The organism is Shewanella sp. 6_MG-2023, assembly GCF_030547195.1.
Taxonomy (GTDB): domain Bacteria; phylum Pseudomonadota; class Gammaproteobacteria; order Enterobacterales; family Shewanellaceae; genus Shewanella.
The window spans coordinates 156197-181533 of sequence record NZ_JAUOQU010000001.1; the positions used below are offsets into that span (position 1 = coordinate 156197).

General features: G+C 42.2%; 17 protein-coding genes and 4 tRNA genes. 12 read left to right on the forward strand and 9 right to left on the reverse strand.

Annotated elements, in window-relative coordinates; translation table 11 throughout:
* The first annotated feature begins 262 nt into the window (after positions 1 to 262).
* The 7 genes from Q4533_RS00735 (at position 263) to nagP (ending at position 10725) form a co-directional block, all read left to right on the forward strand.
* Positions 263 to 967 carry a SapC family protein gene (locus Q4533_RS00735; protein ID WP_303501327.1) on the forward strand — a complete coding sequence of 235 codons (705 nt, stop codon included), beginning with the start codon at positions 263 to 265 and terminating at the stop codon, positions 965 to 967.
* A gap of 675 nt (positions 968 to 1642) precedes the next feature.
* On the forward strand, positions 1643 to 4381 hold the full coding sequence (locus Q4533_RS00740) for a family 20 glycosylhydrolase (RefSeq protein WP_303501329.1): 2739 nt from the start codon (positions 1643 to 1645) through the stop codon (positions 4379 to 4381).
* A gap of 286 nt (positions 4382 to 4667) precedes the next feature.
* Complete coding sequence (gene nagK, locus Q4533_RS00745) at positions 4668 to 5579, forward strand: N-acetylglucosamine kinase (protein ID WP_102532170.1); 912 nt, start codon at positions 4668 to 4670, stop codon at positions 5577 to 5579.
* Positions 5580 to 5701: 122 nt separating this feature from the next.
* Positions 5702 to 6700, forward strand: a complete 999-nt coding sequence (nagB-II, locus tag Q4533_RS00750; RefSeq protein WP_102475637.1) for a glucosamine-6-phosphate deaminase NagB-II — start codon at positions 5702 to 5704, stop codon at positions 6698 to 6700.
* Between the two features lie 66 nt (positions 6701 to 6766).
* Positions 6767 to 7927 (forward strand): N-acetylglucosamine-6-phosphate deacetylase, encoded by a 1161-nt coding sequence (gene nagA / locus Q4533_RS00755; protein WP_102519281.1) that lies wholly within the window; start codon positions 6767 to 6769, stop codon positions 7925 to 7927.
* A gap of 3 nt (positions 7928 to 7930) precedes the next feature.
* Positions 7931 to 9142 carry an acyltransferase family protein gene (locus Q4533_RS00760; RefSeq protein ID WP_102475639.1) on the forward strand — a complete coding sequence of 404 codons (1212 nt, stop codon included), beginning with the start codon at positions 7931 to 7933 and terminating at the stop codon, positions 9140 to 9142.
* A 278-nt stretch (positions 9143 to 9420) separates the two neighbouring features.
* Positions 9421 to 10725, forward strand: a complete 1305-nt coding sequence (nagP, locus tag Q4533_RS00765) for an N-acetylglucosamine MFS transporter NagP (protein WP_303501335.1) — start codon at positions 9421 to 9423, stop codon at positions 10723 to 10725.
* A 319-nt stretch (positions 10726 to 11044) separates the two neighbouring features.
* On the opposite strand, the gene Q4533_RS00770 is transcribed toward nagP, so the two are convergent.
* Together Q4533_RS00770 and Q4533_RS00775 are read right to left on the reverse strand one after the other, a co-directional pair.
* The gene (locus tag Q4533_RS00770) at positions 11045 to 12424 is read right to left on the reverse strand and encodes a sigma-54 dependent transcriptional regulator (RefSeq protein ID WP_102519278.1); all 1380 of its coding nucleotides are present in this window, start codon (positions 12422 to 12424) and stop codon (positions 11045 to 11047) included.
* Entirely contained in the window at positions 12421 to 14433 is a 2013-nt protein-coding gene (locus Q4533_RS00775; protein ID WP_303501337.1) for a transporter substrate-binding domain-containing protein, read from the reverse strand. Before Q4533_RS00775 ends, Q4533_RS00770 begins: the two co-directional genes overlap by 4 nt.
* A gap of 92 nt (positions 14434 to 14525) precedes the next feature.
* On the opposite strand from Q4533_RS00775, the gene Q4533_RS00780 reads away from it, so the two are divergent.
* The 3 genes from Q4533_RS00780 to Q4533_RS00790 all read left to right on the forward strand — a co-directional run bounded on the left by Q4533_RS00780 (position 14526) and on the right by Q4533_RS00790 (position 17813).
* Positions 14526 to 14666, forward strand: a complete 141-nt coding sequence (locus Q4533_RS00780; protein ID WP_303501339.1) for a hypothetical protein — start codon at positions 14526 to 14528, stop codon at positions 14664 to 14666.
* 147 nt (positions 14667 to 14813) lie between these two features.
* Positions 14814 to 16616 carry a flavocytochrome c gene (locus tag Q4533_RS00785; protein WP_303501342.1) on the forward strand — a complete coding sequence of 601 codons (1803 nt, stop codon included), beginning with the start codon at positions 14814 to 14816 and terminating at the stop codon, positions 16614 to 16616.
* 180 nt (positions 16617 to 16796) lie between these two features.
* Positions 16797 to 17813, forward strand: coding sequence for a porin (locus Q4533_RS00790; protein WP_303501345.1), 1017 nt, complete (start codon positions 16797 to 16799; stop codon positions 17811 to 17813).
* 265 nt (positions 17814 to 18078) lie between these two features.
* On the opposite strand, the gene Q4533_RS00795 is transcribed toward Q4533_RS00790, so the two are convergent.
* The 4 genes from Q4533_RS00795 to Q4533_RS00810 form a co-directional block, all read right to left on the reverse strand.
* A tRNA-Thr gene (locus Q4533_RS00795) sits at positions 18079 to 18154 on the reverse strand.
* A 38-nt stretch (positions 18155 to 18192) separates the two neighbouring features.
* Positions 18193 to 18268: transfer RNA gene (locus Q4533_RS00800), tRNA-Phe, on the reverse strand.
* Between the two features lie 64 nt (positions 18269 to 18332).
* A tRNA-Thr gene (locus tag Q4533_RS00805) sits at positions 18333 to 18408 on the reverse strand.
* 39 nt (positions 18409 to 18447) lie between these two features.
* Positions 18448 to 18523: transfer RNA gene (locus tag Q4533_RS00810), tRNA-Phe, on the reverse strand.
* 384 nt (positions 18524 to 18907) lie between these two features.
* On the opposite strand from Q4533_RS00810, the gene Q4533_RS00815 reads away from it, so the two are divergent.
* On the forward strand, positions 18908 to 19459 hold the full coding sequence (locus tag Q4533_RS00815) for a cytochrome b (RefSeq protein WP_102440638.1): 552 nt from the start codon (positions 18908 to 18910) through the stop codon (positions 19457 to 19459).
* A 129-nt stretch (positions 19460 to 19588) separates the two neighbouring features.
* Positions 19589 to 20176: a YceI family protein gene (locus Q4533_RS00820; RefSeq protein ID WP_102440637.1), complete on the forward strand. Its 588-nt coding sequence runs from the start codon at positions 19589 to 19591 to the stop codon at positions 20174 to 20176.
* 73 nt (positions 20177 to 20249) lie between these two features.
* Here Q4533_RS00820 and Q4533_RS00825 read toward each other — a convergent pair whose 3' ends face one another.
* The 3 genes from Q4533_RS00825 to Q4533_RS00835 form a co-directional block, all read right to left on the reverse strand.
* Complete coding sequence (locus Q4533_RS00825) at positions 20250 to 21122, reverse strand: sugar-binding protein (protein WP_303501346.1); 873 nt, start codon at positions 21120 to 21122, stop codon at positions 20250 to 20252.
* Positions 21123 to 21262: 140 nt separating this feature from the next.
* On the reverse strand, positions 21263 to 23680 hold the full coding sequence (locus Q4533_RS00830; protein ID WP_303501348.1) for a glycosyl hydrolase family 65 protein: 2418 nt from the start codon (positions 23678 to 23680) through the stop codon (positions 21263 to 21265).
* Positions 23681 to 23696: 16 nt separating this feature from the next.
* The gene (locus tag Q4533_RS00835) at positions 23697 to 25094 is read right to left on the reverse strand and encodes an MFS transporter (protein WP_102475645.1); all 1398 of its coding nucleotides are present in this window, start codon (positions 25092 to 25094) and stop codon (positions 23697 to 23699) included.
* Positions 25095 to 25337: the final 243 nt, after the last annotated feature.

Genomic DNA, 25337 nt, shown 5'->3' on the forward strand with positions numbered 1-25337 from the left:
ACCCAGTTGAGTGAAATTTATACTTATAGATGAAAGTTGGCACGATTTAGGTGAAATATCAGCGAATAGCTAGTGGTACTTTATTGCTTGATACGGTAACGTAAGCTGCAGATTAAATGATAGTGGGCTTTATAATAAGTCATCAGCTAAAGATTTTGGGATTTTTTATTTTAATCTACTAGCAAAAGTTTAAAACAAAAGGGATTTGAATCCCTATTTTTATGTATATCATTATTGATTAGAAGCGCCTGAAGGAGCCAAGATGTCTAACCAAATTACGTTACTTGAACACGCAAAGCACGGTGATTTAAAAATTACCGCAACTAATTTTGCACACGTTGCAGATCAACATATTGTTCCAGTAACTTTGCATGAGATTGCTCGTGCAGCTACAGAATACCCAATTGTATTCGTTAAAAACACTGATAGCGGTGAATTCCAAGCTGTTGCTATGTTAGGTCTTAAGCCTGGTCAAAACCTGAGTATTAAAGACGGCAAGTGGCAAGGACTATATATCCCTGCTGTTGTCCGTGACTATCCACTTGGATTAGTACTTAACCCAGAAGTAAAAGACAAAGTATGGATTGGTATTCGCGAATCTGCTGCTGAAGTCAGCAAGACTGAAGGCCAAGCATTATTTGAAGGTGAGCAAGAGTCTGCTTACTTAGAAAACCGCAAAAAAGCCTTAATCGCGCATTTTGAGCAAGATCAAGCAAGTCGCAACATTCTTGGTTTCTTGGCTGAAAAAAAGTTACTAACAACCCAAACATTAACGGTTGATGTAGCGGGTGAGAAGCGCAACATCAATGGCTTATACTTAATTGATGAAGCTAAATTAAATGAATTGTCAGATGAAGATTACTTAGAACTTAGAAAGCGCGGCTTACTAGGTCCTATCTATGGTCATTTAGCATCGTTAAACCAAGTTAACCGTCTAGCACGTACTGAGATCATGGCTAAAGCTTAATCTTATTGTATCGCGCGTATTAAGGCATTATTTCATATATTGAAATAATGCCTTTTTTATTAGTAGCATATTTAGCATAAGATTCTTTTGCTTAAAGCTTTTCACTTCATTCAATCCTTTCTTTACCACTAGATGCCAATATTCTTGGTTATCACTAAGCCAATTAAGCTTAATTTAAGCAATTAAGCCACTGTTATTATTTGTTTTTAATGTCTATTGTTGCAAACCTGTGTCAAAACATAAAAAAAATGTAGAAATCTCGTTCTATATTCGGTAGATTATTAAATGACAGCGTTGTCATTGCTTGTGTGTGAATCGTTGTTTTAAGGTCGACATGGATAATTTATAGGTCCCTATTATCCATGCCTTAATGCTATTTCGGTCGGGCGAAATAGCATTAATTTATACTTTTAGTCTCTCCCCAGAAACGAGTATAAGCTGGGTACAATTTTTGTTCCCAGCTATTTTTTTGCCGGTTTCTTAGTAAGGATAAAACCTAGCAGTTAACGAGACATAGATATTGAACAGGCTAAATACACTAATAAATTTAATCAATTAAATACTGTTGCCGCTAAAAATTAGCTGCAGTAATTTCGCTAAAATAGGCTAACGTCAGTAGTCAGTCAACGCGCGGCATCTCATCAGATGATCATTTAGGGATAAATTGAGGAATATATGAAAAAGACCATCCTTGCATCAGCATTATTACTATCAATAGGCGTAGTGGGTTGCCAGTATTCTTCAGCTCCTTCTACGTCTGATGATGCTCAATCAGCTAATGGTTCAGATCTGCAACATAAGGCTAATCAAGCCGCTGATAGCGCTTGGACTCAAGCAAGCCTAAAACAATTTGCCGCAGATCTAAAAGTCACTTATCGCATGGTGACCAATGTCCCTGAAGAAAGTTGCTCAGCAACACAGCCTGATGAGCAATGTTTTATCGCTGAAATTGATTTAACCAGTTCAGTTAATATTCCCCATGCCGACTGGGCAATTTATTTCAGCCAAATGCGCCCAGTACAAGCGGTGTTAAATCCGCAGTTTAGTATCACTCGAGTACAAGGTGATTTACATAAAATTGCCCCCACCGAACAATTCACTGGCTTTAGCGCTGGCGTAACCCAACGCATTGGTTTTAGAGGCGAGTTATGGCAATTATCTGAAACTGACCCAATGCCAAACTATTACATTGTGGTGGATGGTTTAGAGCCTGTCGTGATAGCTAGCACTCAATTAAGTATTGACGCAGAAACCGGCATGGAAGTTAGACCCTATGTTGAAGCCTTTACGGATGAAAAAAGGCAATATCGCAGAACCGCAACCGATAACTTAGCGTGGAGCCGTGCTGAGGTGTTATTTGAAGCCAATAATGCCCTTGTAGTTAATCGCGAGGCTGCCATTAATCGCATTATTCCAACGCCGCTCAGTGCTAGCGTTACATCAAGTAATACACCGGTAGATTTGTCTCAAGGTATTGAGGTTAATTACCAGCAAGTTGACTCAGCAGCAGTTGCCGCAGCTTTGTCGAGATTAGCGAGACTTGGGGTTAAGCAATCAGATACAGGCTTGTCGTTAGCGTTTGTTAAAAACAGCAAGGTTACAGCAGACGAGCAAGGGATTGATGGCGCTTATCAGCTCAAGGTGGCCGTTGACGGCATTACCATTACCGCCGCCACCGACAGTGGTTTTTCATATGGTCTTTCGTCACTTGCAGCGTTAATCGATACTCGAGAACTCAGTATAAATACTATGGTTGTTGATGATGCACCGCGTTATGATTTTCGTGGTATGCACATTGATGTCGCGCGTAACTTTCACAGTAAACAACTGATATTTGATTTAATCGATCAAATGGCAGCTTATAAGCTCAATAAATTACACCTACATATGGCCGATGATGAAGCATGGCGCTTAGAAATTGATGGCTTACCTGAGCTTACTGATATTGGTAGTAAGCGTTGCCATGATTTAACCGAAAGCACCTGCTTAATTCCCCAGCTGGGCAGTGGCCCTTTTGCTGATGCCAGTGTAAATGGTTTTTATAGCAAAGCCGATTATATAGACATTTTGCAGTATGCCAGCGCCCGCCAAGTAGAGGTTATCCCGTCAATGGATATGCCTGGTCACTCACGTGCTGCGATAAAATCTATGGATGCCCGCTACCGTAAGTTTATGGCAAGTGGCGAAAATAATGCTGCTAATGAGTTCTTACTGACAGATGCTAACGACACCACAGTGTATTCATCGGTGCAGTATTATAACGATAACACCCTAAATGTGTGCTTGGAGTCGACCTATCACTTTGTCGATAAAGTCATTGATGAAATTGCTAAATTGCACCAACAAGCAGGCCATCCGCTAAAACGCTACCACATTGGCGCTGATGAAACGGCAGGGGCGTGGAAGCAATCACCACAATGCGTAGACTTTGTTGCTAACAATGACAAAGGGGTTAAATCGATCGATGATTTAGGTGCTTATTTTATTGAGCGCGTCGCCAATATGGTCAGCGCTAAAGGTATTGAACCTGCAGGTTGGAGCGATGGTATGAGCCATACTAATGCAGACAATATGCCGGCTAAATCACAAACCAACATTTGGGATGTGATTTCACACCATGGTTATCAAAGAGCCCACAGCCAAGCCAATTTAGGTTGGGATACTGTGCTTTCAAACCCTGAAGTGTTGTACTTTGATTTCCCCTATGAGGCTGATCCTAAAGAGCATGGTTACTACTGGGCGACCCGAGCGCTAAACAGCCAAAAATTGTTTAGTTTTATGCCAGATAACTTACCTGCGAATGCGGAACAATGGAATGATATCGAAAATAACCCCTTTACCGCCGACGATAGCGTTAAAAAAGATGAGCAAGGTAAGGTGACCTCAGCGCCATTACAACAAGGTAAAGGCTTTAGTGGTATTCAAGGTCAAATCTGGAGTGAAACTATTCGCAGTGATGAAGTCGCTGAATATATGATGTTTCCACGGCTGCTAATGCTAGCTGAAAAAGCTTGGCATAAAGCAAAGTGGGAAGTGCCATATCAGTATCAAGGCGCGGTTTATCATCAAAACTCAGGTTACTTTACTGCTGATATGCGTAAGCAGCAGCAACAGCAATGGAATGACATCGCTAATACCTTAGGCCATAAAGAGCTGGCTAAGTTAGATGTGGCTAACATTGAATATCGGGTGCCAACCGTTGGGGCAAAAATTGAAGCTGGACTGCTTTATGCCAATATTGCCTTTCCAGGGCTTAAGATTGAGTATCGTCAACTCAGTGAAGAGAGTGACAATAACGCTGCTGAAACAGCATCATGGCTTGAATACCAAGCTCCGGTAAAGGTATCAGGTAATATTGAGATAAGAGCAATTTCCGCATCAGGAAAACGCAAAGGGCGCTCGTTGTTTTTATAGCTGGCTTTTATTGCTGTGCAGTTAACTAAATACAAAGGACGTTAATCGAATGGTTAACGTCCTTTTTAAAAGAAAATCAGCAAAACATCCAAAACTTTCAATTTAATTACCTAGCTAAAATCAATATAAATCAGAGCTTTAATAGTTACTTCGCTGTTTGCTTTATAAACACCACAAAAAGTAAATGACAACGCTGTCATTTGTGGTGTAACATAAAGTTAACTTACAAAAGAGCCTATAAAAATCAGTTATAAAAGGCTTGGGTAATAGAGACAAGAGGGATGTCATGAGCGTTAATCAGCAAAATGAATCACAGCTTTATATCGGAATTGACGGTGGTGGCAGTAAGTGCCGCGCCAGCATATTTTGCCCACAAAAAGGTGTAATTGGCACTGGTGTAGCAGGTAGAGCTAATCCTCTTCACGGACTAGAACAAACTTTTAATTCAATTATCGAATCAACCAAGCTTGCCTTGGCAGATGCAAACTTAGCACCAAGCTACGCTCAGCAGTTAATCGCCGGTGTCGGCCTCGCTGGCGTGAATGTGCCGCGTTTGTTTGACCAAGTGAACAACTGGCAGCACCCGTTTGCCAAAATGTACCTCACCACAGACTTACATACTGCCTGTATTGGTGCCCATAACGGCGATGATGGTGCCGTGATTATTACCGGTACTGGCTCTTGTGGCTTTGCCCATGTAGGCGAGCAAAGTTTATTAATTGGCGGCCATGGCTTTGCATTAGGTGACAAAGGCAGTGGCGCATGGTTAGGCCAAAAAGCCGCTGAGCATGTATTACTGAATTTAGACGGCTTTGCCGCCGACACCGCACTAACACAATTATTACTAGCACACTTTAATGTTGATGATGCCATGGGCATTGTCGAGCATCTTGCCGGACAGTCTTCAAGCACCTACGCCAAATTAGCCCGTATTGTGCTGTTATGCGCCGACAATGGTGATGAGGTTGCCATTGATATTGTGCAACAGGGAGCGGGTTATATTAGTGAAATGGCCAGAAAGTTATTTGCCATTCATCCTAGTCGTTTTTCGATGATTGGCGGCCTAGCAGAGCCATTATTACATTGGTTAGACATTGATGTGGCTAGCAAAGTGGCTGAAGCGCTATCACCACCAGAAATCGGCGCTATCTTGTTTGCGCAGCAACAGTTTGCCGCAGATAACGGCAAGAGTCTGTAACTCGCCAAATTATCTTGAACTCGCTTAAAATTTTCAGTGTCAACGATAAATTCATCGCCATGCACTGCTCAGTAACTTGATACCTCAATGGATCAACTTGAACATAAATTAAGGTTAACTCGATGACAAATACAATTATGGAACGTGAAGCGCGTTCAGCACCGCAGAAAATCGCTGAGCAACTGGCTGCTAATGCTGGCTTAACCAAAGAGCTTGGTGAAAAACTACGTAGTTTTAAGCCAAAGTTTGTGATGATTGTTGGTCGTGGCTCATCAGATCACGCAGGGGTATTTGCTAAATACTTATTTGAAATTGAAGTGGGCATTCCAACTTTTGCTGCAGCGCCATCAGTTGCCAGTGTTTATGGTAAAAGCTTACAACTTGAAGGCGGATTAGTGATTGTTATTTCACAATCAGGCCGTAGCCCAGATATATTGGCTCAAGCGAGAATGGCTAAAGAAGCCGGCGCTTTTTGTGTCGCATTAGTCAACGATGAAACAGCACCAATTAAAGATATTGTCGATGTGGTATTACCGCTTAGAGCGGGTGAAGAAAAAGCCGTCGCAGCGACCAAAAGCTACTTAGCGACTTTATCAGCCATTGTGCAGTTAACTGCTGAGTGGACCCAAAGTGAGTCGTTAGCTGCAGCCGTTGATTCAATGCCTGCTGCATTACAAACCGCCGTTGACGCAGCGCCGCAATTAACCGCCGAGTCTTTAGCTGGGGTTAATAACCTTGTGGTGCTTGGCCGTGGTTTAGGTTATGCGGTAACCAAAGAAATCGCCCTTAAAATGAAAGAGGTTTGTTCTATTCATGCCGAATCATTCAGTAGCGCTGAGTTTTTACATGGGCCGGTGACTTTAGTTGAAAAGAAACTGGCTATTGTCGATGCCTGCATTAATGATGAGTCTTATGAAAGCCATATCGAGCAAATAGAAAACGTAAAACAACGTGGCGCAGACTTGGTGCATTTAAATCAAACATCATCTGAAATACACCCGCGTGTTGCGCCATTAGCATTGCTACAACGTTTTTATATCGATGTCGCCGCCGTCGCTGTTGCCCGTGGTATTGACCCAGATCAGCCAGAAGGTTTGAAAAAAGTCACCCAAACACTATAAGTTTGACTCGACTTTGAACATTAAGAAGAAAGCTGTTAAAGATTAACGCAATATAAAGAGAACATTATGAGACAAACCCTAATAGCAGACGGTTTTTTTGATGGACAGCAATTTCATCAAGATGCGGTGATCTCTATTGAAGACGGCCACATCATCGCCTTAGATTCAGTATCGAATGCGAAAGAAGTGCGTTTACAAGGCACGTTAGTGCCTGGGTTTGTTGATGTTCAAGTCAATGGCGGCGGTGGGGCACTGTTTAATAGCGCACCAACCCTTGATTGTATTGAGACCATAGGTCGAGCACATGCTCAATTTGGTACGACCGGTTTTCTGCCGACGCTCATTACCGATAAAGTTGAGGTGATGGCGCAAGCCGCTGATGCCGTTGCCGAGGCTATTAAGCTGCAATCTGCAGGCGTGTTAGGGATTCACTTTGAAGGGCCACATTTGAGTGTGCCTAAAAAAGGCGTGCATCCACAATCGTTTATTCGCAGTATTTCAGATGAAGAACTGGCGATATTTTCACGACAAGATCTTGGTATAAAAGTGGTCACTTTAGCCCCTGAAAATGTCTCAGTTGAGGTGATAAAAACCTTAGTCGCTAACGACGTAAAGGTGTGCTTAGGTCACTCAAATGCCGATTATGATACTGTGCTGGCGGCGTTAAATGCTGGCGCTAACGGTTTTACACATTTGTTTAATGCCATGTCAGGCTTTGGCTCTCGTGAGCCGGGCATGGTGGGCGCAGCGCTAGAAAGTGATGCAGCATGGTGCGGATTGATTGTCGATGGCCACCATGTTCACAGTGCGACTGCAAAAGTTGCCCTTAAAGCTAAGCCCCAAGGCAAAATCATGTTAGTAACCGATGCTATGCCACCGGTGGGACTGGATGATGATGCCAGCTTTGAACTGTTTGGCACCGAGGTCATACGTCAAGGTGATAGGCTCAATGCCAAATCAGGTGAGCTAGCAGGTTGCGTACTTGATATGGTTGGCGCAGTTAACAATACGGTTAGCATGCTTGGCCTCAGTTATGAAGAAGCCCTTAGAATGGCATCGTTATATCCAGCGCAGTATCTACAGCAAGCTAAGCTTGGCACCATAGCCGTAGGTCAGCGCGCAGACTTAGTGTTGTTAGCTGCTAATGCAAACGATAACTCGCGTTATCAAGTTAACCAAACCTATATTAATGGCGATGTGGTTTTTAGCCGATGCGATAAAGGCTAATGTATGTCGACTAAAACCGCTTTGAAGCCAAGATTAATGTCATTGGACGCCCTGCGCGGTTTTGACATGTTTTGGATCCTTGGCGGTGAGGGCCTATTTGCTGGATTATTTATATTAACCGGCTGGGCTGGGTGGAATTGGTTTGACGGCCAAATGCATCACAGTCAATGGCATGGATTTACCTTTTATGATGTTATATTCCCGCTGTTTATTTTCCTCTCCGGTGTGGCTTTAGGCCTGTCACCAAAACGCTTAGATAAACTACCAATGCAGCAGCGGCTGCCCTTGTATCGTCATGCTATAAAGCGCCTTGGTTTACTTATTTTTTTAGGGGTACTTTATAATCATGGTTGGGGCGTTGGTATGCCTGCAGATCCCGACAGTGTGCGTTATGCCAGTGTGTTGGCACGTATTGGTTTTGCATGGTTTATAGGCGCGATGTTGGTGTGGCATACCAGCCTTAGAACCCAAATTATTGTCGCCATTAGTCTATTAATTGGCTATGGGCTTATTCAGTTATATCTTCCTTATCCCGATCTCACGCTATATTCTGGGCTAGTTCAAAACCCAGAATTAGCTCAAGCAGCTGTTAATCAAACAAGCCAAACCTTTGCCCGCTTTAGCGCCGAAAATAGTATTAACGCTTACGTTGATTCAATACTGCTACCTGGTAGCGCATATCAAAATAGAGCCGTAGATCCTGAAGGGGTGCTATCCACACTGCCTGCGGTGGTAAATGGCTTAATCGGTGTGTTTGTCGGTCACTATATTGTTAAAGCCAAGCCGCCCTTATGGGGGCTTAGGGGTGAATGGCTAAAAGTCTTGAGTATGGTGATTATTGGTGCGGCGTTATTGTCATTAGGCTGGCTATTAGACTTGATTATTCCGGTCAATAAAGACTTATGGACCAGCAGTTTTGTGTTGGTAACCAGTGGTTGGAGCATCATCTTACTCGCCATTTTTTACGCCATTATCGATGTACTTAAATGGCACAAATGGGCCTTTGTTTTTGTGGTGATTGGCACTAATGCCATCATCATCTATATCGCATCTAGTCTGGTTAATTGGCAATACTTAGCCAATAGTTTATTGGGCGGCTTTATTCGCGCCACCCCAGCAGACTGGCAACCATTACTCTTTGTACTGAGCTTACTGACAGTGCAATGGCTAATTTTATTGTGGCTTTATCAACGTAAAATTTTTATTCGCATCTAAAGGCTGTTTATAAGAGCTGTCACTATGGACTGTCACTAAGAACTGCATGCAAGATTTATTTTGGGGCTTGTGGTGTGATCAATGATGTTTAGTTGTTAATGAAATGACAGCGTTGTCTTTGCTGTGTTTATGTTTTAACATGAAATGCACAACGATTATGATCTGCAGCAACATTGCTAGGTCAAATTGTTGATAAAAACTCAATAATAATAAGACTCATATGGGGCGCTAGTAGGAAGTCAGTGCCGAAATATCAATGACAATAAGAAGCAGGGTTTATGGAAACAACAATGAATAATAGTCAGCAAAAAAGCAGCATAGTGCCCATGGCCATTGTGGCAATACTCTTTTTCGTATTAGGGTTTGCGACTTGGCTTAATGGTTCGTTAATGCCATATCTAAAGCAAATCCTTCAGTTAAGCCCTTTTCAAGCGTCACTAATTCTATTCTCTTTTTATATAGCAGTAACTTTTACCGCACTACCTTCAGCTTGGGTCATCCGTAAAGTGGGCTATAAAAACGGTATGGCGCTGGGTATGGGGGTGATGATGGTGGCGGGTTTACTCTTTATTCCAGCCGCTAAAACCCAAGTGTTTGCTTTGTTCTTACTCGCGCAACTGGTTATGGGCACCGGACAAACATTATTACAAACCGCTGTTAACCCTTATGTGGTTCGCTTAGGCCCTGAAGAGTCTGCTGCAGCACGCGTTAGTGTTATGGGGATTTTGAATAAAGGCGCGGGTGTTATTGCTCCTATGGTGTTTACCGCATTAATCCTTGATAGCTTTAAAGATCGCGTCGGCACCACCCTAAGTCAGGTTCAAATTGATGAAATGGCTAACAGCTTAATTCTGCCGTATTTAGGTATGGCAATCTTCATTGGTATTTTAGCCTATGCTGTTAAGAAATCACCGCTACCAGAGCTTGAACAAGACGAAGCAGAAGAGGGCACCAGTAAAGGTCAAATTAAACAGGCACTAGCAAAACCCAACTTAGCCCTTGGGGTGGTGGCCTTGTTTGTTTATGTGGCTGTTGAGGTAATCGCTGGCGATACCATTGGTACGTATGCACTCACCTTAGGGGTTGAAAACTATGGGGTGATGACCTCATACACCATGATATGCATGGTAGTGGGTTACACCTTAGGGATTATTTGTATTCCACAGTTTATATCTCAGCCTAATGCGCTACTTATTAGCGCCATACTTGGGGTGGTGTTGTCCTTTGGTATTGTATTTGGTGATAGCAGCTCAACGGCTATTTCTGACACTGTATTAGTGCCATTTGGTGGCGCACAACTGCCAGATACCTTATTGTTAATTGCCTTTTTAGGCTTGGCTAACGCAATTGTTTGGCCAGCAGTTTGGCCGTTAGCCTTATCTGGTATGGGTAAACTAACCAGCACAGGTTCAGCACTACTCATCATGGGTATTGCTGGTGGCGCATTTGGCCCAGTATTCTGGGGCTTAACCAGCTCAGCAACCTCCCTTGGCATGCAAGGCGGCTACTTAGTGATGATCCCATGTTATCTATTCATTTTATTTTATGCGGTTAAAGGCCACAAGATGACCAGCTGGAAGTAAACTGAGTGACTTTTCGTTTTAGGTAAAAAAGAGAGCTTCGGCTCTCTTTTTTTGTATCCGATAAAAGCCAGCGAATAGATTTTACCTGAGCATATGATTAACCTTGTTTGGCACCTCTGTAATCATGGTTACCGCATAAGCGATTGGTTTTTATGCAAATTGTTAAGGTTTATTAAACGAAACGCCGTAAAATCATCCATGATGGCTTAACATCCGCGTCCATGCGGTTGATATTCGCTTAATAAACTCCCACTAATTGAACGAAAAGCATTTGCGCTCTCACCCTACCTCTGTAATGCTGTTTTGCAAATCAATTTGGTTACTTTTCATGTTTAAGACGGCGGCTTAATGCACTTTGGCTTATTCCTAGCATTTTTGCTGCAACAGTTTGACTATTTGCCGTACGGCTCATCGCTTCGTTAATTAATGCATCACTCATTTGTGCCAACGTAGGTAACTCCTTTGGAAACGTCAGTTGCGCGGTATTATCTGCTGCGACTTTGGTTAAGTTGTTGGCTTCCATAAAGGGGCTGATATTGAGCTTAATTCCATCACTGCGACTGACGGCATCAAACACCATTCCTCTGAGTTCATGTAAATTACCGGGAAACTCATATTCGGCTATTTGCGAGGCGAGGGTATTGGGTTGCTCAGGTCTAGGCAGATCCATTTCTTCTGCTGCAAGGGTAATAAAGTGATTAATTAACATAAATAGGTCGAGTTTACGTTGTCTTAATGGCGGCAGTTTGATGGTATGTGAGCGAAGACGATACAAAAGGTCATTGCGAAATTTTCCCGCTTTGCTTAATGCGAGTAAGTCATGTTGGGTGGAAGTGATGATTTTACACATCACTGGGTAGGCCTTGTCGCTGCCAATTGGGTAGTATTGTTTATGTTCAATGACATCCACCAGTTTTGCTTGCGCCTCTATTGGCAAATCACCTATTTCATTCAGGTAAAGTAAACCTGATTGAACTTGATGCAACGCCCCCGCTTGGGCGCATAGTTGGCCATCTTCCAAGGTGTTGATTTTGCCAAACAGTTGTAACTCAAATGCTGATGCACTTATCCCAGCTAGATTGATATTTATAAATGGCGCTTGTGGGCAGCAAAGTAAGTGGGCTGATTTGGCAAATTCATCTTTACCCGTGCCGCTTTCACCTTGAATTAGAATGGGTTCAGGACTGGGTGCTACTGCTTCAAAATATCGAAACTGGTCGAGCAAGGCAGGCTCGCAGGTCAAAAAATTATCAAACGCCTCAGGTTGATTCAATGTCTTACTTAAAAAGCTTTGTTTAATTCTTAGATAGTTGCGCTCAAGACCAACAACCTCTAATGCTTGGCGTACTGTTCTAGCAAGATCATCAACTTTGTCGGTCTTAATAAAATAATCATAAGCGCCATGCTTGATGCAACGCACAGCCGTATCAACCTGATTAACACCGGTAACGATAATCACTCGAGTGTAAGGCGATGTGTTGCGAATACTCTCCAGTAGCTCCTCACCTGAGTGAAATGGCATGGTGAGATCTAATAGCACCAATGCATAGTCACCTACTTCAAGTCGGTTAATCACTTGCCGACTATCAATGCAGGTATCAATTGTTGCCTCGGGTACTAAACGGTTGAGGGTAATGGCTAGAGTGCGTAACCAAGGTGCCTCATCATCAACAAGTAAAATGTTTCTGGCTAATTTCACGTTTCAGACTCCAAAGGAAAGCGAATAATAACAGTTGTGCCTTGACCAATACGCGATTTAATCTGCATCTTGGCTTGATGTTGTTTAATTATCCGACTACAAACAGATAACCCTAAGCCACTACCGCCACTTGAACGCCTAGTGGTAAAAAAGGGTTCGGTAATTCGTTGAAGAGTTGCTTGGTCCATGCCTTGACCTTTATCGGTTACAGTTAAGCATGCAAACTGCTGTTCAATGCTGGTGCTAATTGACAGGTGCTGGTCATCATAAGTCGTTGCATCCAACACAATCGCGTGGCAAGCGTTTTGAATTAGGTTAATCAGTACCTGATTTAGCTGTTGCTCATCACCTTTAATAGTAGGACTTGGGTTTTGTAAGTGTGTCACCATTTTTAAGTTTTTTATTTGGTTTGCCGTTAAACGTAAAGATGCCTGAACGACTTCGTTAAGCTGGATAAGTTGATACTCATCAGACACTGTGGGTAAGGCGTAGCGTTTTAAATCACAGACAATGCGACTAATGCGTTCAGCACCGTCCATAATAGACTGGCCGCTCAACTTTAATTCGTCCATGGCGGGAGTCGGCGTTAAGCCCGCTATATTCCAAAATGGATTTTGTTGTTGGTAATGATTAGCGGCAACAGAAAGATCAGCTAGAGCATCATTAATAAAGGCAATAGCATGCACGATAATACCCGTCGGATTATTTATTTCATGGGCAATACCAGCAGATAGCTCACCTAATGAAGCTAATCGGCTAGCTTCATCGTTGGCTTGACGAAGCTGCTGTTGCTCGGTCGTTTCTTCAAGCAATATAACGGCTTGTTCACTACCAATAAGATGCAGTTGAAGTTGCCAATATTGTTTATGAATTACCATATCAGCAATAATGGATTTATTGTTATTGATCGCTTCAAACAAGGTGGAACTAAGGTCAAAGGGCTGTCCGTCTAAGTAATGAAAATCAGGATTATTAAGCAGATCATTATTGTTGTCGTTACTCCATAAGCATTCTCCAGCACGGTTGAATAGCGTCACACCATGAGGAATACCATCTAATACTGCCTGGAACTGTTTCGATAGCTCCGAAATAGCGGTTTCTGCTTTTTTACGCTGAGTAAGTTCAAGCTTGAGTGCTTTGGTGCGCTTTCGTAAACTCAGGCTGATATATCCAGTTAGTATCATCCCTATCGCAGATATCAGGCTGATTAATATCGCAAGCGATAATAACCTTTGCTGCGCCGAGTTTAAGTCAACTTTTTCTCGTCCTGTACCAAACCATTTGTTGACTAGGCGATCATATTCGCCTGATAGTTTTAGCTGTCGTATTGCGGCATTTATTTGCTCCATTAACATGGCATTTTTATGATTGCTGACAAAATTGAATGCACCATACATCAAAGGATCGCTTGAGCTGCGCACCGAAGGGTATAAAGGCATTAATCGGCGTGCAACAAAGTTCTCAGCAATGACAACATCAACCTGTTGTTTTATTAATAGCTGAAAGCCTGTCTCGTAAAGGTCAACATCGACACGTTCGAAGTCTTGTGCTTGACCCGAAATGTAAATATCAACAAAAGCGCCTTTTTTGATAGCGACCCGTTTTCCTTTAAGATCATGCCATCCATTTATAAATGACTTGCCTTGGAGGGTGTAGGCCTTGGCATGGGTTGCATAAATAGGATCAGACTGACTAAGCACACGTTCGACCGTCACAGGGCTGACAACAGCAATAACATCAATTAGCGAGTCAGGGTTATGTACATCGGCAAGTAACTGTTGAAATGTTTTGCGTCTGACCTTGATACGTTTACCGGTGATTTGGCCAATTCTAGCCATTAACTCAACATTAAAACCTTGATCAACCCCATTATTACGCCATTCCAGTGGTGCCGTTTTTGAGTGAACCCCAAAAACAATCGTTTGATTTTCTTGCGCACAAACAGCGAGTGCGAAAAACGCAAACCCAAATAAGCTTAATGTGCAGATTATGTTAACAAGTTTTTTCATAACATCATCTTAGCATGTGCTTATACAGCTTAACTGTGCTGAGTTTCTCGCTTTTTCAAGCGGGTTACCACTGAGGCTATTTAGGCTTAAATTTGGGGTTGCAAATACAGTTACTTCAACAAGTCATTGCCTATATTGCCGTCATTGTGATCGGTGCAACCCACGGTTATGCATTTTTGCATAACCATGAATTTAGCTATGCATTTGTGCATGAGCAAATTTACATCTTGTGAACGAATGTTGATTTTTATCGCGAGTAATTGTTGTTTGATTGTTGGTGGTAAACCTAAGCCTCAAAATAACGGTGAAGTTAAAAATTAACGGCAACACGTTTGATTGTCGGCATTACTGCAAAGCAGTTAAGTAAATGAGGGTGTGATATGAAAAATTTCAAAAAAGTAGTGTGTATAGCCACGCTTCTGGGTTCTGCAGGGGTGATGACAAACTCGATAGCAGCGGACAATCTAGCAGAATTACACGCTGAAAACCAAGAGTGTGAAAGTTGTCATATGCCAGATGGTGAGTTATCAAATGATAATTTAAGCTTTGAAAATCAGCAATGTGTTTCCTGTCACGGCACAATGGAAGAGGTTGCCAAAGAAACTGAACATGATCACTACAATGCTCATGCCTCCCACTTTCCTGGTGAAATAGCTTGTACTTCTTGTCACAGTGCTCATGAAAAATCGATGGTTTACTGCGACTCTTGTCATAGCTTTGATTTTGATATGCCATTCACCAAAAAATGGCAACGTAATGAGCCAAGCATAGAAGAGTTATTGAAAGACAAATCAGATCGCCAAACCGCTTTAGCTGCTGCGCCAAAAGATACTGTTAACGTTGTGGTTATTGGCTCTGGTGGTGCAGGTTTCTCTGCAGCTGTTTCTGCCCATGACAATGGTGCAAAAGTCATTTTAGTTGAGAAAGAGCCGGTTATTGGTGGTAATGCTAAGTTAGCTGCTGGTGGTATGAACGCAGCTTGGACCGATCAGCAAAAAGCTAAAGACATCACCGACAGCGTTGACTTGATGGTAAAAGACACCATGAAAGGGGGCCGTGATTTAAATGAACCTGAATTAGTCGATGTATTAGCGTCTCACTCTAAGGGCTCAGTTGATTGGTTAACCGCTATGGGCGCTGATTTGACCGACGTTGGTCGTATGGGCGGCGCGTCAGTAAACCGTTCACATCGTCCTACTGGTGGCGCAGGTGTTGGTGCTCATGTGATTCAAGTGCTTTACGATAATGCCGTAAAACGTGATATCGACATGCGATTAAATACTCGCGGAATTGAAATTCTAAAAGATGATAAAGGCAATGTTAAAGGCTTACTGGTTAAAGGCATGTATAAAGGCTATTACTGGATAAAAGCTGACGCAGTTGTATTGGCAACAGGCGGTTTTGGTAAAAATAATGACCGTGTGGCCAAGCTAGATCCTAAGTTAAAAGGCTTTGTATCTACTAACCAACCAGGTGCCACAGGTGACGGCATTGATGTTGCGGGTAATGCTGGCGCAGCAATGAAAGATTTGCAATATATCCAAGCTCATCCAACGTTATCGGTTAAAGGTGGCGTAATGGTAACTGAAGCGGTTCGTGGTAATGGCGCTATTTTAGTTAACCGCGAAGGTAAACGTTTTGTCAACGAAATCACCACTCGTGACAAAGCTGCTGCAGCTATCTTGAACCAAACAGGCAAAACAGCTTACTTAATTTTTGATGACTCAGTGCGTAAATCACTCAGCAAAATTGATAAATACATCGGCCTAGGTGTAGCACCTTCTGCTAACTCACTGGTTGAACTTGGTAAGCTAGAGAACATCGATGGCAAAGCCTTGACCGAAACGGTTGCTCGCTATAACAGCCTTGTTAAAGCTGGCAAAGATACTGACTTCGAACGTCCAAACCTTCCACGTGCATTGAATGAAGGTAACTACTACGCGATTGAAGTTACCCCAGGTGTTCATCACACCATGGGCGGTGTGATGATTGATTCTAAATCTGAAATTCTTAACGCTAAAAAACAAGTGATTCCTGGTCTTTATGGTGCAGGTGAAGTCACTGGTGGGGTTCATGGTGCTAACCGTTTAGGTGGGAATGCCATTTCTGACATCGTTACCTTCGGCAGAATGGCTGGTGAAAATGCCGCTAAGTATTCAACTCAGCAGTCAACCAAAAAGTAAGGCTTAATTTTTGAGGTAAAAGCCCTCAGTTCACAAATGAGGGCTTAATTCTGTTAATGACGTTAAGCCTTAATCCTCAAACAAGTTTTATTAAACCTATTAAGGCGTTGAACAAATGATTAACGCTAGGCAATTAATTATAAAAAATTGAAAAGAACAAAGTTATTGGGAGCACTACTTATGAAAAAATCACTAATCGCAGCATCGGTTTCATCTATCATTGCACTAACATCATTTGGCGCGTTTGCCGAAGGGCCAAGCTTTTATGGCCGCTTAGATCTATCGCTGACCAACTCTGACACCGGCCTAACCACTCGTGAAGCCAAAGAGGGTACGGTACTGGAAAACAATTTCTCTCACCTAGGAGTTAAAGGCACTGAAAAGATTGCTGATGGTATCGATGTCATTTACCAAATGGAGTTTCAAGTAGAAAATACTTCAACTAACAGTGATGTGTTTAAAGCACGTAATACGTTTCTTGGTCTTAAGGGCAATGCCGGTACTATTCTTGTTGGCCGTAATGACACGGTATTCAAGCAGGCTGAAGGTGGCATTGACTTGTTTGGTAATTCAAATGCCGATATCGACCGTTTGGTTGGCGCTCAAACTCGTTCTGCGGATGGTTTTTGGTACTATTCACCAAAAATAGCGGACGTATTGACGATTAACGCGACATACTTGATGGAAGATAATCAAGCATCTGAAGGCAGCCAGTATGCTGTGAGTGTAACACTAGGTGACAAGAAGCTGAAAGCACAAAGCTATTATGTTGCTGGCGCTTATAACAAAGCCATTGCTGGTATGGATGCTTATCGAGGCGTGGTGCAGTTTAAGGTTGGAGAGTTTAAAATTGGCGGTTTATTCCAAAACTCTGAAAGCACCAGTAAGCCAAATCTTGAAGGGAACTCATACTTTGTAAACCTAGCCTATAACCTTAATGGCGTGAACCTAAAAGCCGAATACGGTATAGATGAAGCGGGTTTAGGGCTATATGCTAAACGTTCAGGTATTCAAAATGATGACACAACAGATGTCAACATTACCTCAATTGTTGTGGGGGCTGACTATAAGGTGACTAAATCGACAATGGTTTATGGTCACTATGCAATGTATGACGGTGATTATAAAGCAAACAGTATAAAAACTGATCTTGAAGATGATAATGTGTTTACCGTTGGTGTTCGTTATAACTTTTAATTAGGTAAACTAAGACTGTGATATTGGAAGGCGGCCTGAGGTCGCCTTTTTGTTTGGCTTGTATAAGCTAACATTCTATATTTGAAAGACCTTAATTCAACCAGAGTCTAAAGGGGTTTATATTGGTGGTTAAAAGGGTGCTTGCAGATAAATAGCTCGTCGGCATTGATGAATATAAACTGCAGTGATATCCAGTGCCGATAAGTCGCAGATGATAAATTTCAGACACAAAAAAGCCACTCATTGAGTGGCTTTTTTGTTTTTATGGTGCCGGCACCAAGAGTCGAACTCGGGACCTACTGATTACAAGTCAGTTGCTCTACCAACTGAGCTATGCCGGCTTATCTTTTTTAACGGTGAAAAACCATTAAATTAAATATGGTGCCCGAACCCGGAATCGAACCAGGGACACGAGGATTTTCAATCCTCTGCTCTACCGACTGAGCTATTCGGGCGACTAACTATCGTTAGCTTGAAACTTACAAGAAAAAACCACTCACTGAGTGGTTTCTCTGTATATGGTGCCGGCACCAAGAGTCGAACTCGGGACCTACTGATTACAAGTCAGTTGCTCTACCAACTGAGCTATGCCGGCTTATCTTTCTTAACAGTGATAACACTATTAAATTAAATATGGTGCCCGAACCCGGAATCGAACCAGGGACACGAGGATTTTCAATCCTCTGCTCTACCGACTGAGCTATTCGGGCAACTAACTAAGCGTTAGTTTACTACTTCAAACTGGGTGCTAACTTAATCGTTAGAGCCTGTGTCGTTTGGAGTGCGCACATAGTATAGCGATGGTTTTAATCCTGCAAGTGCTTTTTTAAATGATTTTAATCGTTCGGCTAGTAAATGGCCAAACTGAGCGATTTTTTACCTTTAATTGGTTTAAAGCCCAATGATAGTGGTTTTAGAGAGTTTAATCGATATCTCAAATTGAATGCTTATTTGAGTAAGACTGGCTGGGTTTAGTCAGGACTCAATTAGTTTTATTGTTCTATTTTATCGAATGATTTTGGCGATTTTTAGCGATATTCTTTTTGTTTTGTGTCGATATAATCATTCACATAGATTTTGACAAGGACAGCTTGATGTTAGCAAATACAAAAAATGGCTATGGTTTAGTGAGTATTAGTCTCCATTGGTTAAGTGCATTAACCGTTATTGGCTTATTCGGCTTAGGTTTTTGGATGGTTGATCTCACTTATTACAGTAGTTGGTATAAAACCGCGCCGGATATTCACAAAAGTGTTGGCATTTTATTGTTACTGGCAACGCTAGTGCGATTAGTGTGGCGCTTAGGCTCTGCGAAACCTCATGCAAAGAATAATCACAAGGCTTGGGAGCAAACGGCGGCTAAGTGGGCTCATGGAATGCTTTATCTATTAATGTTGGCCATTATGGCGACAGGCTTTTTAATTTCAACGGCTGATGGCCGCGGAATTTGGGTATTTGATTGGTTTGAAGTGCCGTCACTGGGCAGCTTTATTAACAACCAAGCTGATATTGCTGGCTTAGTTCATCAATATGCAGCCTATACATTAATAGCCCTAGTGATTATTCATGCTGCAGGCGCGGTAAAACACCAATTGATTGATAAGGATGGCACTTTATCAAGAATGATAAAACCTGCCACAAAATAGTTTTAACACCTACAGCACTTGAATCGAGCCTGTAACTCGACGAGCTGAGAACGCTAATTATTAGCTAGCAACACTTATTAGTACTTGAACATATCAATAATATTGAATTTATAATAAAGGGAATGACCAATGAAAAAGCAACTTTTAGCCACAGTATTATCTAGCGTTATCGGCGCTGCAATGTTACTACCATCAGTCGCTAATGCGGCCGATTATAAGATAGATACTCAAGGTGCCCACGCATCAATTCAATTTAAAGTAAATCATTTAGGCTATAGCTTTGTAGCTGGTCGTTTTAATGATTTCAGTGGTGATTTTAGTTACGATGCGGCAAAAATTGCTGACACTAATTTGAATGTCACCATCAATACAACGAGTGTTGACTCAAACCATGCCGAGCGTGATAAACATTTACGCAGTGCTGACTTTTTAAATACTGGCGCGTTTCCTCAGGCGCAGTACACCTCGACTAGTGTTGAAGACCAAGGCAATGGCAAGATATTGGTTAACGGTAATTTGACCTTAAATGGGGTGACTAAGCCTGTGGCTATTGCCGCTGAATTTGTTGGTGAAGGCCAAGATCCTTGGGGTGGTTATCGTGCTGGCTTTATTGGTACCACAGAATTTGCCATGAAAGACTTCGGTTTTAAAATGGATTTAGGCCCAGCGTCTGCCAATGTTAGCCTAGATTTGGTTATTGAAGGGATTAAGCAATAACGTCTATTGAACAGGTTTACTAAAAACAACAAAGCCGTCAATGATATTAGTCATTGGCGGCTTTTTATGATGATTATTGTGCCGCTTTTAGAATAATACTGCCAAAAACATCAGCGTGTTTATAGCCGCGATTCATGTCGCCATTTAACGGCTTTATCGGGTGGGAGCCAATAAAGTTCTCTCTTTGTTTGGAGCCATCATTATCACAATAGGCCAGCATAAAACCCATTTGTTTGTTGGCTTGTAAGCTAACGGCTGCAACCTGCTGCTTATCAAAAGCGCTTAAGCTGTCATTGTAACTGTCAGGGAATACCGTTATCGCCATTTCCCAATAGATTTTTTGAGGGTTAACTGGGTCTCTCGACCATGCTGTGGTGATATGCTCATTAAAGGTGGCGGCCTTTTTTTGCGTGGTAAAATCAGCCACTTGTTTATCTAATGCCACATGATAGGCAAAAGCATTATGGCTATATTGATGCTCGCCACCTGAGCCATCTTCATCAATAAACACCTCTACGGTGTCATCATCCCAATACCGCACTGTGGGATCTGCGGTTTGATCAAATAGCACATCATCAATCACTTCAGTCAGTAGATAGAGCTTATTTTCGCGCCAAAGCAGTTTATATTGGCCACTAAAATCATCGGCAGTTATAGCATCGCCGATGATCATTTGATCAATAGGTTGCCACTTAGCTTGTTGCCAATCAGATTCATCTGGAATGCCATCAAGGGTAATGGCTTTATTAGCGTAGTTAACTTCAATAGGGGCCTGAACATATTCGGCAGATGTTTTGTTTGTGCTTGAAGACGTATCAGCATTCGCCATTGAAGTAATTGCGGTGCAATTTAATGCCAACAGGCAGGGCAGTATTAGGCCTTTAAGTGAGGCGTTGGCCTTATGTTTATGGCTCGCTTTATTAGTTGGTTTTTCAGTGCAGTCCATTGTCCAGTAAACTCCTAATGTTTAAGTCTTAAAGTCAGTATCTTATAGAATCATTTATTATTGGGCATATTCACACGCTTTGACATTAGTCGAAAGCGTTATCTTAATCAGTAGCTAGGATGCTGATTTTTCAACTTGCGTTATTCAGCCAGCAACACGCTGATGCTATAGCTTGTATTAGTGTTAGGGCTTGTATCTGTACTGATCGGTAGAATATGCTCACCTGCAGCATTAGTCTGTAAGCTTTTACCATTAACTAGAACCTGCTGGGATCTAACGTCTGCTCGCCTTTGTATTGATACATCCACAGTTGCGCCGCGAAAACGTCTACTTACCTTTAGGCTAGGCCAGTGCTTTGGTAGTTGCGGTTTAATTTTTAAGCCGTCGCTGCAGCCTTTTAGGCCGCAAAGTTGCTCGATGATAATGCGGTAAATCCAAGCGACGGTTCCAGTATTAAATAACTGGCTCGATTTACCCGCATCGTCAGGATATTGAAAATAAGCCCCGCGGTAATAGTTGGGAATAAACACGGGCAATTGACCACGGGTGAGCTCATTTTGTACATCTTCAGTAGTTATCATGGTTTGTAATAGTTCAAATGCTTGCTCTGTTTCGCCTTGTTCAAATAGGGCGTATATATAAAATGCCCCAGCATGATTATAAACAGAGCCATTTTCAGCGGTGCCAGGAAACTTTTGGGTTAATCTGCCCACTTGCTTATCCATTTGGGTATAAGCGGGAGCTAGCATCATCATCCCAAAAGGTGTTTGTAATTGCTGCTGGATTTGCGGCTGCATCAGTGACCAGCGCTGATCATTAACCGCGCCAGATAACATGGCAAAAGTTTGCGGGTTAAGATAAATGCGGCCTTCTTGATTATCGCTTACGCCAAAACAGTGACCTGCATCGGTAATACCGCGGGCAAACCATTCATCATCCCAGCAATGCTCAATTACGGCATCATTTAATTCAGCAGCAAGTTGGCTGAATTTTGATGCTTTATTGTCACAGTCCATTTGCTGGCAGACTTTTGCCCACAGTGTCATGCTGTAAGCACTTGCTAACGTCAACCAGCTTGAAACACCCAAGCCTTTATAGCCCACCATGTTCATCGGATCGCACCAATCGCCTTGGTTAATAAAGTTAAGGCCGCGGTTATCACGTTGAGAGTATAAGAACTCCAGCGCTAAATTGACGTGCTCCATCACCGAAAGCTTATCTTCACTGTTGGCAAAACCAATGGTTTGATTTAAGAAATCAAAGTCGGCGGTTTCATTTAAATATGCCTCAATACAAATCACTAGCCAGACACAATGATCCGTGTGGGGGATTTGATTGATGTATTTAAGCTCAGATTCTGGGTGCAATAAAATGCCATCAGGCATTTCACCATTGCGATGTTGCTGGGCGAGGGCGACTTCAAAGGCGGCTTTGGCCTTGTTAGGGTTGATATAAATCATCCCCATAGCATCTTGAAGGTAGTTTCTGGTTTGTGGATCGGTACTTAATCGATTGACATCGCCATGGTAAAAAACCTGTCTTGGTAGCCAATGGTTGATGAAGTTATCAAGCTTAGGGGTTGAGGATAAAAGGCTTAAACAGCCAGTTTCTCTGCTGAGATACGCTTTGTATTTATCTTGGGCTTGAGTAAATTGCGCTGTTGAACTCAAATAGCGCTGTTTTAACTCACTCGCTTCGTGAGCATCTTTTACCGGCGCAAAAACAAACTTTAATGCCACTGCTGGCTTGGTGTTATTGCTAGCGTCATCATAAGCGGCAAGCTTACGATTAAATTGCATTATCGCTGCAGGGGTTTGGTAATGAGCAGGCTTATTTTCTAAGCGGTTATTACTGATAGCCGTTGGGTTATGTAAACCGCCTTCGCCTTCAAAAACACTTTGACGGGTTTCGTAACTATCAGGGGTTGTGTCAGTTAGAAATACCGTGGTGTCTTTAAAGTCTTGTTGAACAAAGTATTGATCGACTTTTTGATAGGGGGTGATTGAGTGACATAAAATTGCATTAAGTGAAGGATCAAATTTTGCAGATTGATTCATCCACGACATATAGCCCACAGGAAAGTAGCTATAAATGCTGATATCTCGCGCCGATTGACTTAGGTTATCAATGGATAATTGCCATAGCTCTGCGGTATCTTCAGTGGCTAAGGTTAAGCTTAGTTTACAGTGTAGGTTGAGGTGCTTAACTTGCCAACTGACTTGATGCTGGCTAACGATAAACTCAAATGATGCCAATGATTGCCTTACTGGCTCATAGGGCAATGAGAATAGCTCGTTAGTGTGGTTATCTTTTATATAAAAAAATCGCCCAGGATGATGGCTAAAGTAGGCGTGTTCTGGCTGCATAAAGGTTTTGGCTTCTAATGCAGGCCCATGGGCATATTTAGCAGGTTCTGGCTGCATAAATTGCGCAGTCGCAAAACCCCGACAATTCATTTGAATCATCATGTTTTTATTCCATAAAAAACCACAGGCTTTTGGCATAGTGGTTGGACTATGCAAGCTGACGTTGCCATTTTTTTGATGGTAAGTAATCACTATTTAAATTCCTCAACTACTCGCTTGCAGGCTCTGATTTATCAATAGGTTGATAAAGCGACTGGTTAATTTGGCGCATTTTTTGTTCATCTAAGCTGTAGTGTTTAACAACCCAAACCGCTAATAAGGCAAAGCCTGCAGGGATGATGGTATTGAGCAGTAAAATCCCCATTAACGAGTCGGGTGATTGCTGCTGATTTGCCACATAACCCATGGATGACAGCATCCAACCGATCATCGCGCCTGCAAAAGCGCCGCCTAATTTTTGCGAAAAGGCTGCTGCTGAAAAAATCATTGCGGTGGCGCGGCGGCCATTTTTATATTGTGAGTAATCAGCAGTATCGGCATACATAGAAAATACCAACGGCGATTTAGGCCCTAAGCAAAATCCAATTAAGGCCTGCATAATAAACATCAAGGTAAGGTTGTGAGCTGGAATAAAGTAAAAGCCAGCCGAAAGTATGGCAACAATGGTCATTAAACCAATAAGCAGTGGGCGTTTATCAAAGTATTTGGTTAATAGAGGCGTAGAGGCGGCGCCTAGGGCAAGTGAGATCATATAAACCGCGGTAAAGGTGCCAATGAGGTCTTCTCGGTTTACATAGTATTTAAAGTAAAAGGTGCCGGTACTGGCGCGCAAAGTGATGGTGAACATGATGATTAACGCTAAAGAGAATAAAATCAGCCATGGCTTGTTGTTGGTTAAATCGATTATGTCTTGTTTGATTGAGGTTTGTTGATTAGTTGGTGGCGCTATGCGCTCTTTAGTTGCAAAAAAAGTAAGGCAAAACAGCACCGCTGAAATAAGTCCATAACAGGCCATGGTCAGTTGCCAGCCTAATGCCTCATTACCCGCGCCAAGATAAGTAACTAATTCAGGCGTCATATAAGCAACTAAAGTACCACCAGAAAAAGCACCGATAAATCTAAAACTGGTTAATGTGGTTCTTTCCTGACTATTACTGGTGACCACACCTAATAGCGCGCCGTAGGGCACGTTAATAAAGGTGTACGCCAGCATCATGAAAATGTAAGTGCCATAAGCCCAAATCAATTTACCATCATCACCTAAATCGGGCACTGTGAAGGTGAGTACACCAGCTGCAGCAATCGGAATAATGCCTAATATGAGATAAGGGCGAAATTTGCCAAAGCGGGTGTTAGTTCTATCAGCGAGGGCGCCCATTAATGGGTCAGATACCGCATCGATTATGCGAGTCACTAACATCATGGTGCCAACAGCTGCAGCTGATATACCAAATACATCGGTGTAGAAAATAAATAAGAACACATCAAAAACACGCCAGTAAAAGTTAGATGCCACATCCCCAAGGGCGTAACCAACTTTCTCTTTAAAGGATAACTTATCGAATGTGACCGATGTGTTTTTTACGCTGGTTGCTGATTGTTCCATAATCGTTTTTATACCTTTATTGTTGCAATCTAACTTGAAGGTATTACTTACAACTAACCCACTATTCACTTGTATTTACAACATCTTCGCTGGGTTGATACCTGATAAAGTGTAAGGCTTTAATATTTATCACGCCTAAGTGTAAGCGCTTACATTGTGATTTTAATGTAAATTATTAATCATTTTTTGACCAGTATTAATTTAAATAAACTGAATATGATTTTTTGAAAAGAGGCGGGTAGA

Bases quoted from the DNA above. Each gene is read 5' to 3' on its own strand.
- nagK (WP_102532170.1), top strand. From the start codon at position 4,668: ATGAGCGTTAATCAGCAAAATGAATCACAGCTTTATATCGGAATTGAC.
- Q4533_RS00740 (WP_303501329.1), top strand. From the start codon at position 1,643: ATGAAAAAGACCATCCTTGCATCAGCATTATTACTATCAATAGGCGTA.
- nagB-II (WP_102475637.1), top strand. From the start codon at position 5,702: ATGACAAATACAATTATGGAACGTGAAGCGCGTTCAGCACCGCAGAAA.
- nagA (WP_102519281.1), top strand. From the start codon at position 6,767: ATGAGACAAACCCTAATAGCAGACGGTTTTTTTGATGGACAGCAATTT.
- nagP (WP_303501335.1), top strand. From the start codon at position 9,421: ATGGAAACAACAATGAATAATAGTCAGCAAAAAAGCAGCATAGTGCCC.
- Q4533_RS00820 (WP_102440637.1), top strand. From the start codon at position 19,589: ATGAAAAAGCAACTTTTAGCCACAGTATTATCTAGCGTTATCGGCGCT.
- Q4533_RS00760 (WP_102475639.1), top strand. From the start codon at position 7,931: ATGTCGACTAAAACCGCTTTGAAGCCAAGATTAATGTCATTGGACGCC.
- Q4533_RS00815 (WP_102440638.1), top strand. From the start codon at position 18,908: ATGTTAGCAAATACAAAAAATGGCTATGGTTTAGTGAGTATTAGTCTC.
- Q4533_RS00785 (WP_303501342.1), top strand. From the start codon at position 14,814: ATGAAAAATTTCAAAAAAGTAGTGTGTATAGCCACGCTTCTGGGTTCT.
- Q4533_RS00825 (WP_303501346.1), bottom strand. From the start codon at position 21,122: ATGGACTGCACTGAAAAACCAACTAATAAAGCGAGCCATAAACATAAG.
- Q4533_RS00790 (WP_303501345.1), top strand. From the start codon at position 16,797: ATGAAAAAATCACTAATCGCAGCATCGGTTTCATCTATCATTGCACTA.
- Q4533_RS00735 (WP_303501327.1), top strand. From the start codon at position 263: ATGTCTAACCAAATTACGTTACTTGAACACGCAAAGCACGGTGATTTA.
- Q4533_RS00835 (WP_102475645.1), bottom strand. From the start codon at position 25,094: ATGGAACAATCAGCAACCAGCGTAAAAAACACATCGGTCACATTCGAT.
- Q4533_RS00775 (WP_303501337.1), bottom strand. From the start codon at position 14,433: ATGAAAAAACTTGTTAACATAATCTGCACATTAAGCTTATTTGGGTTT.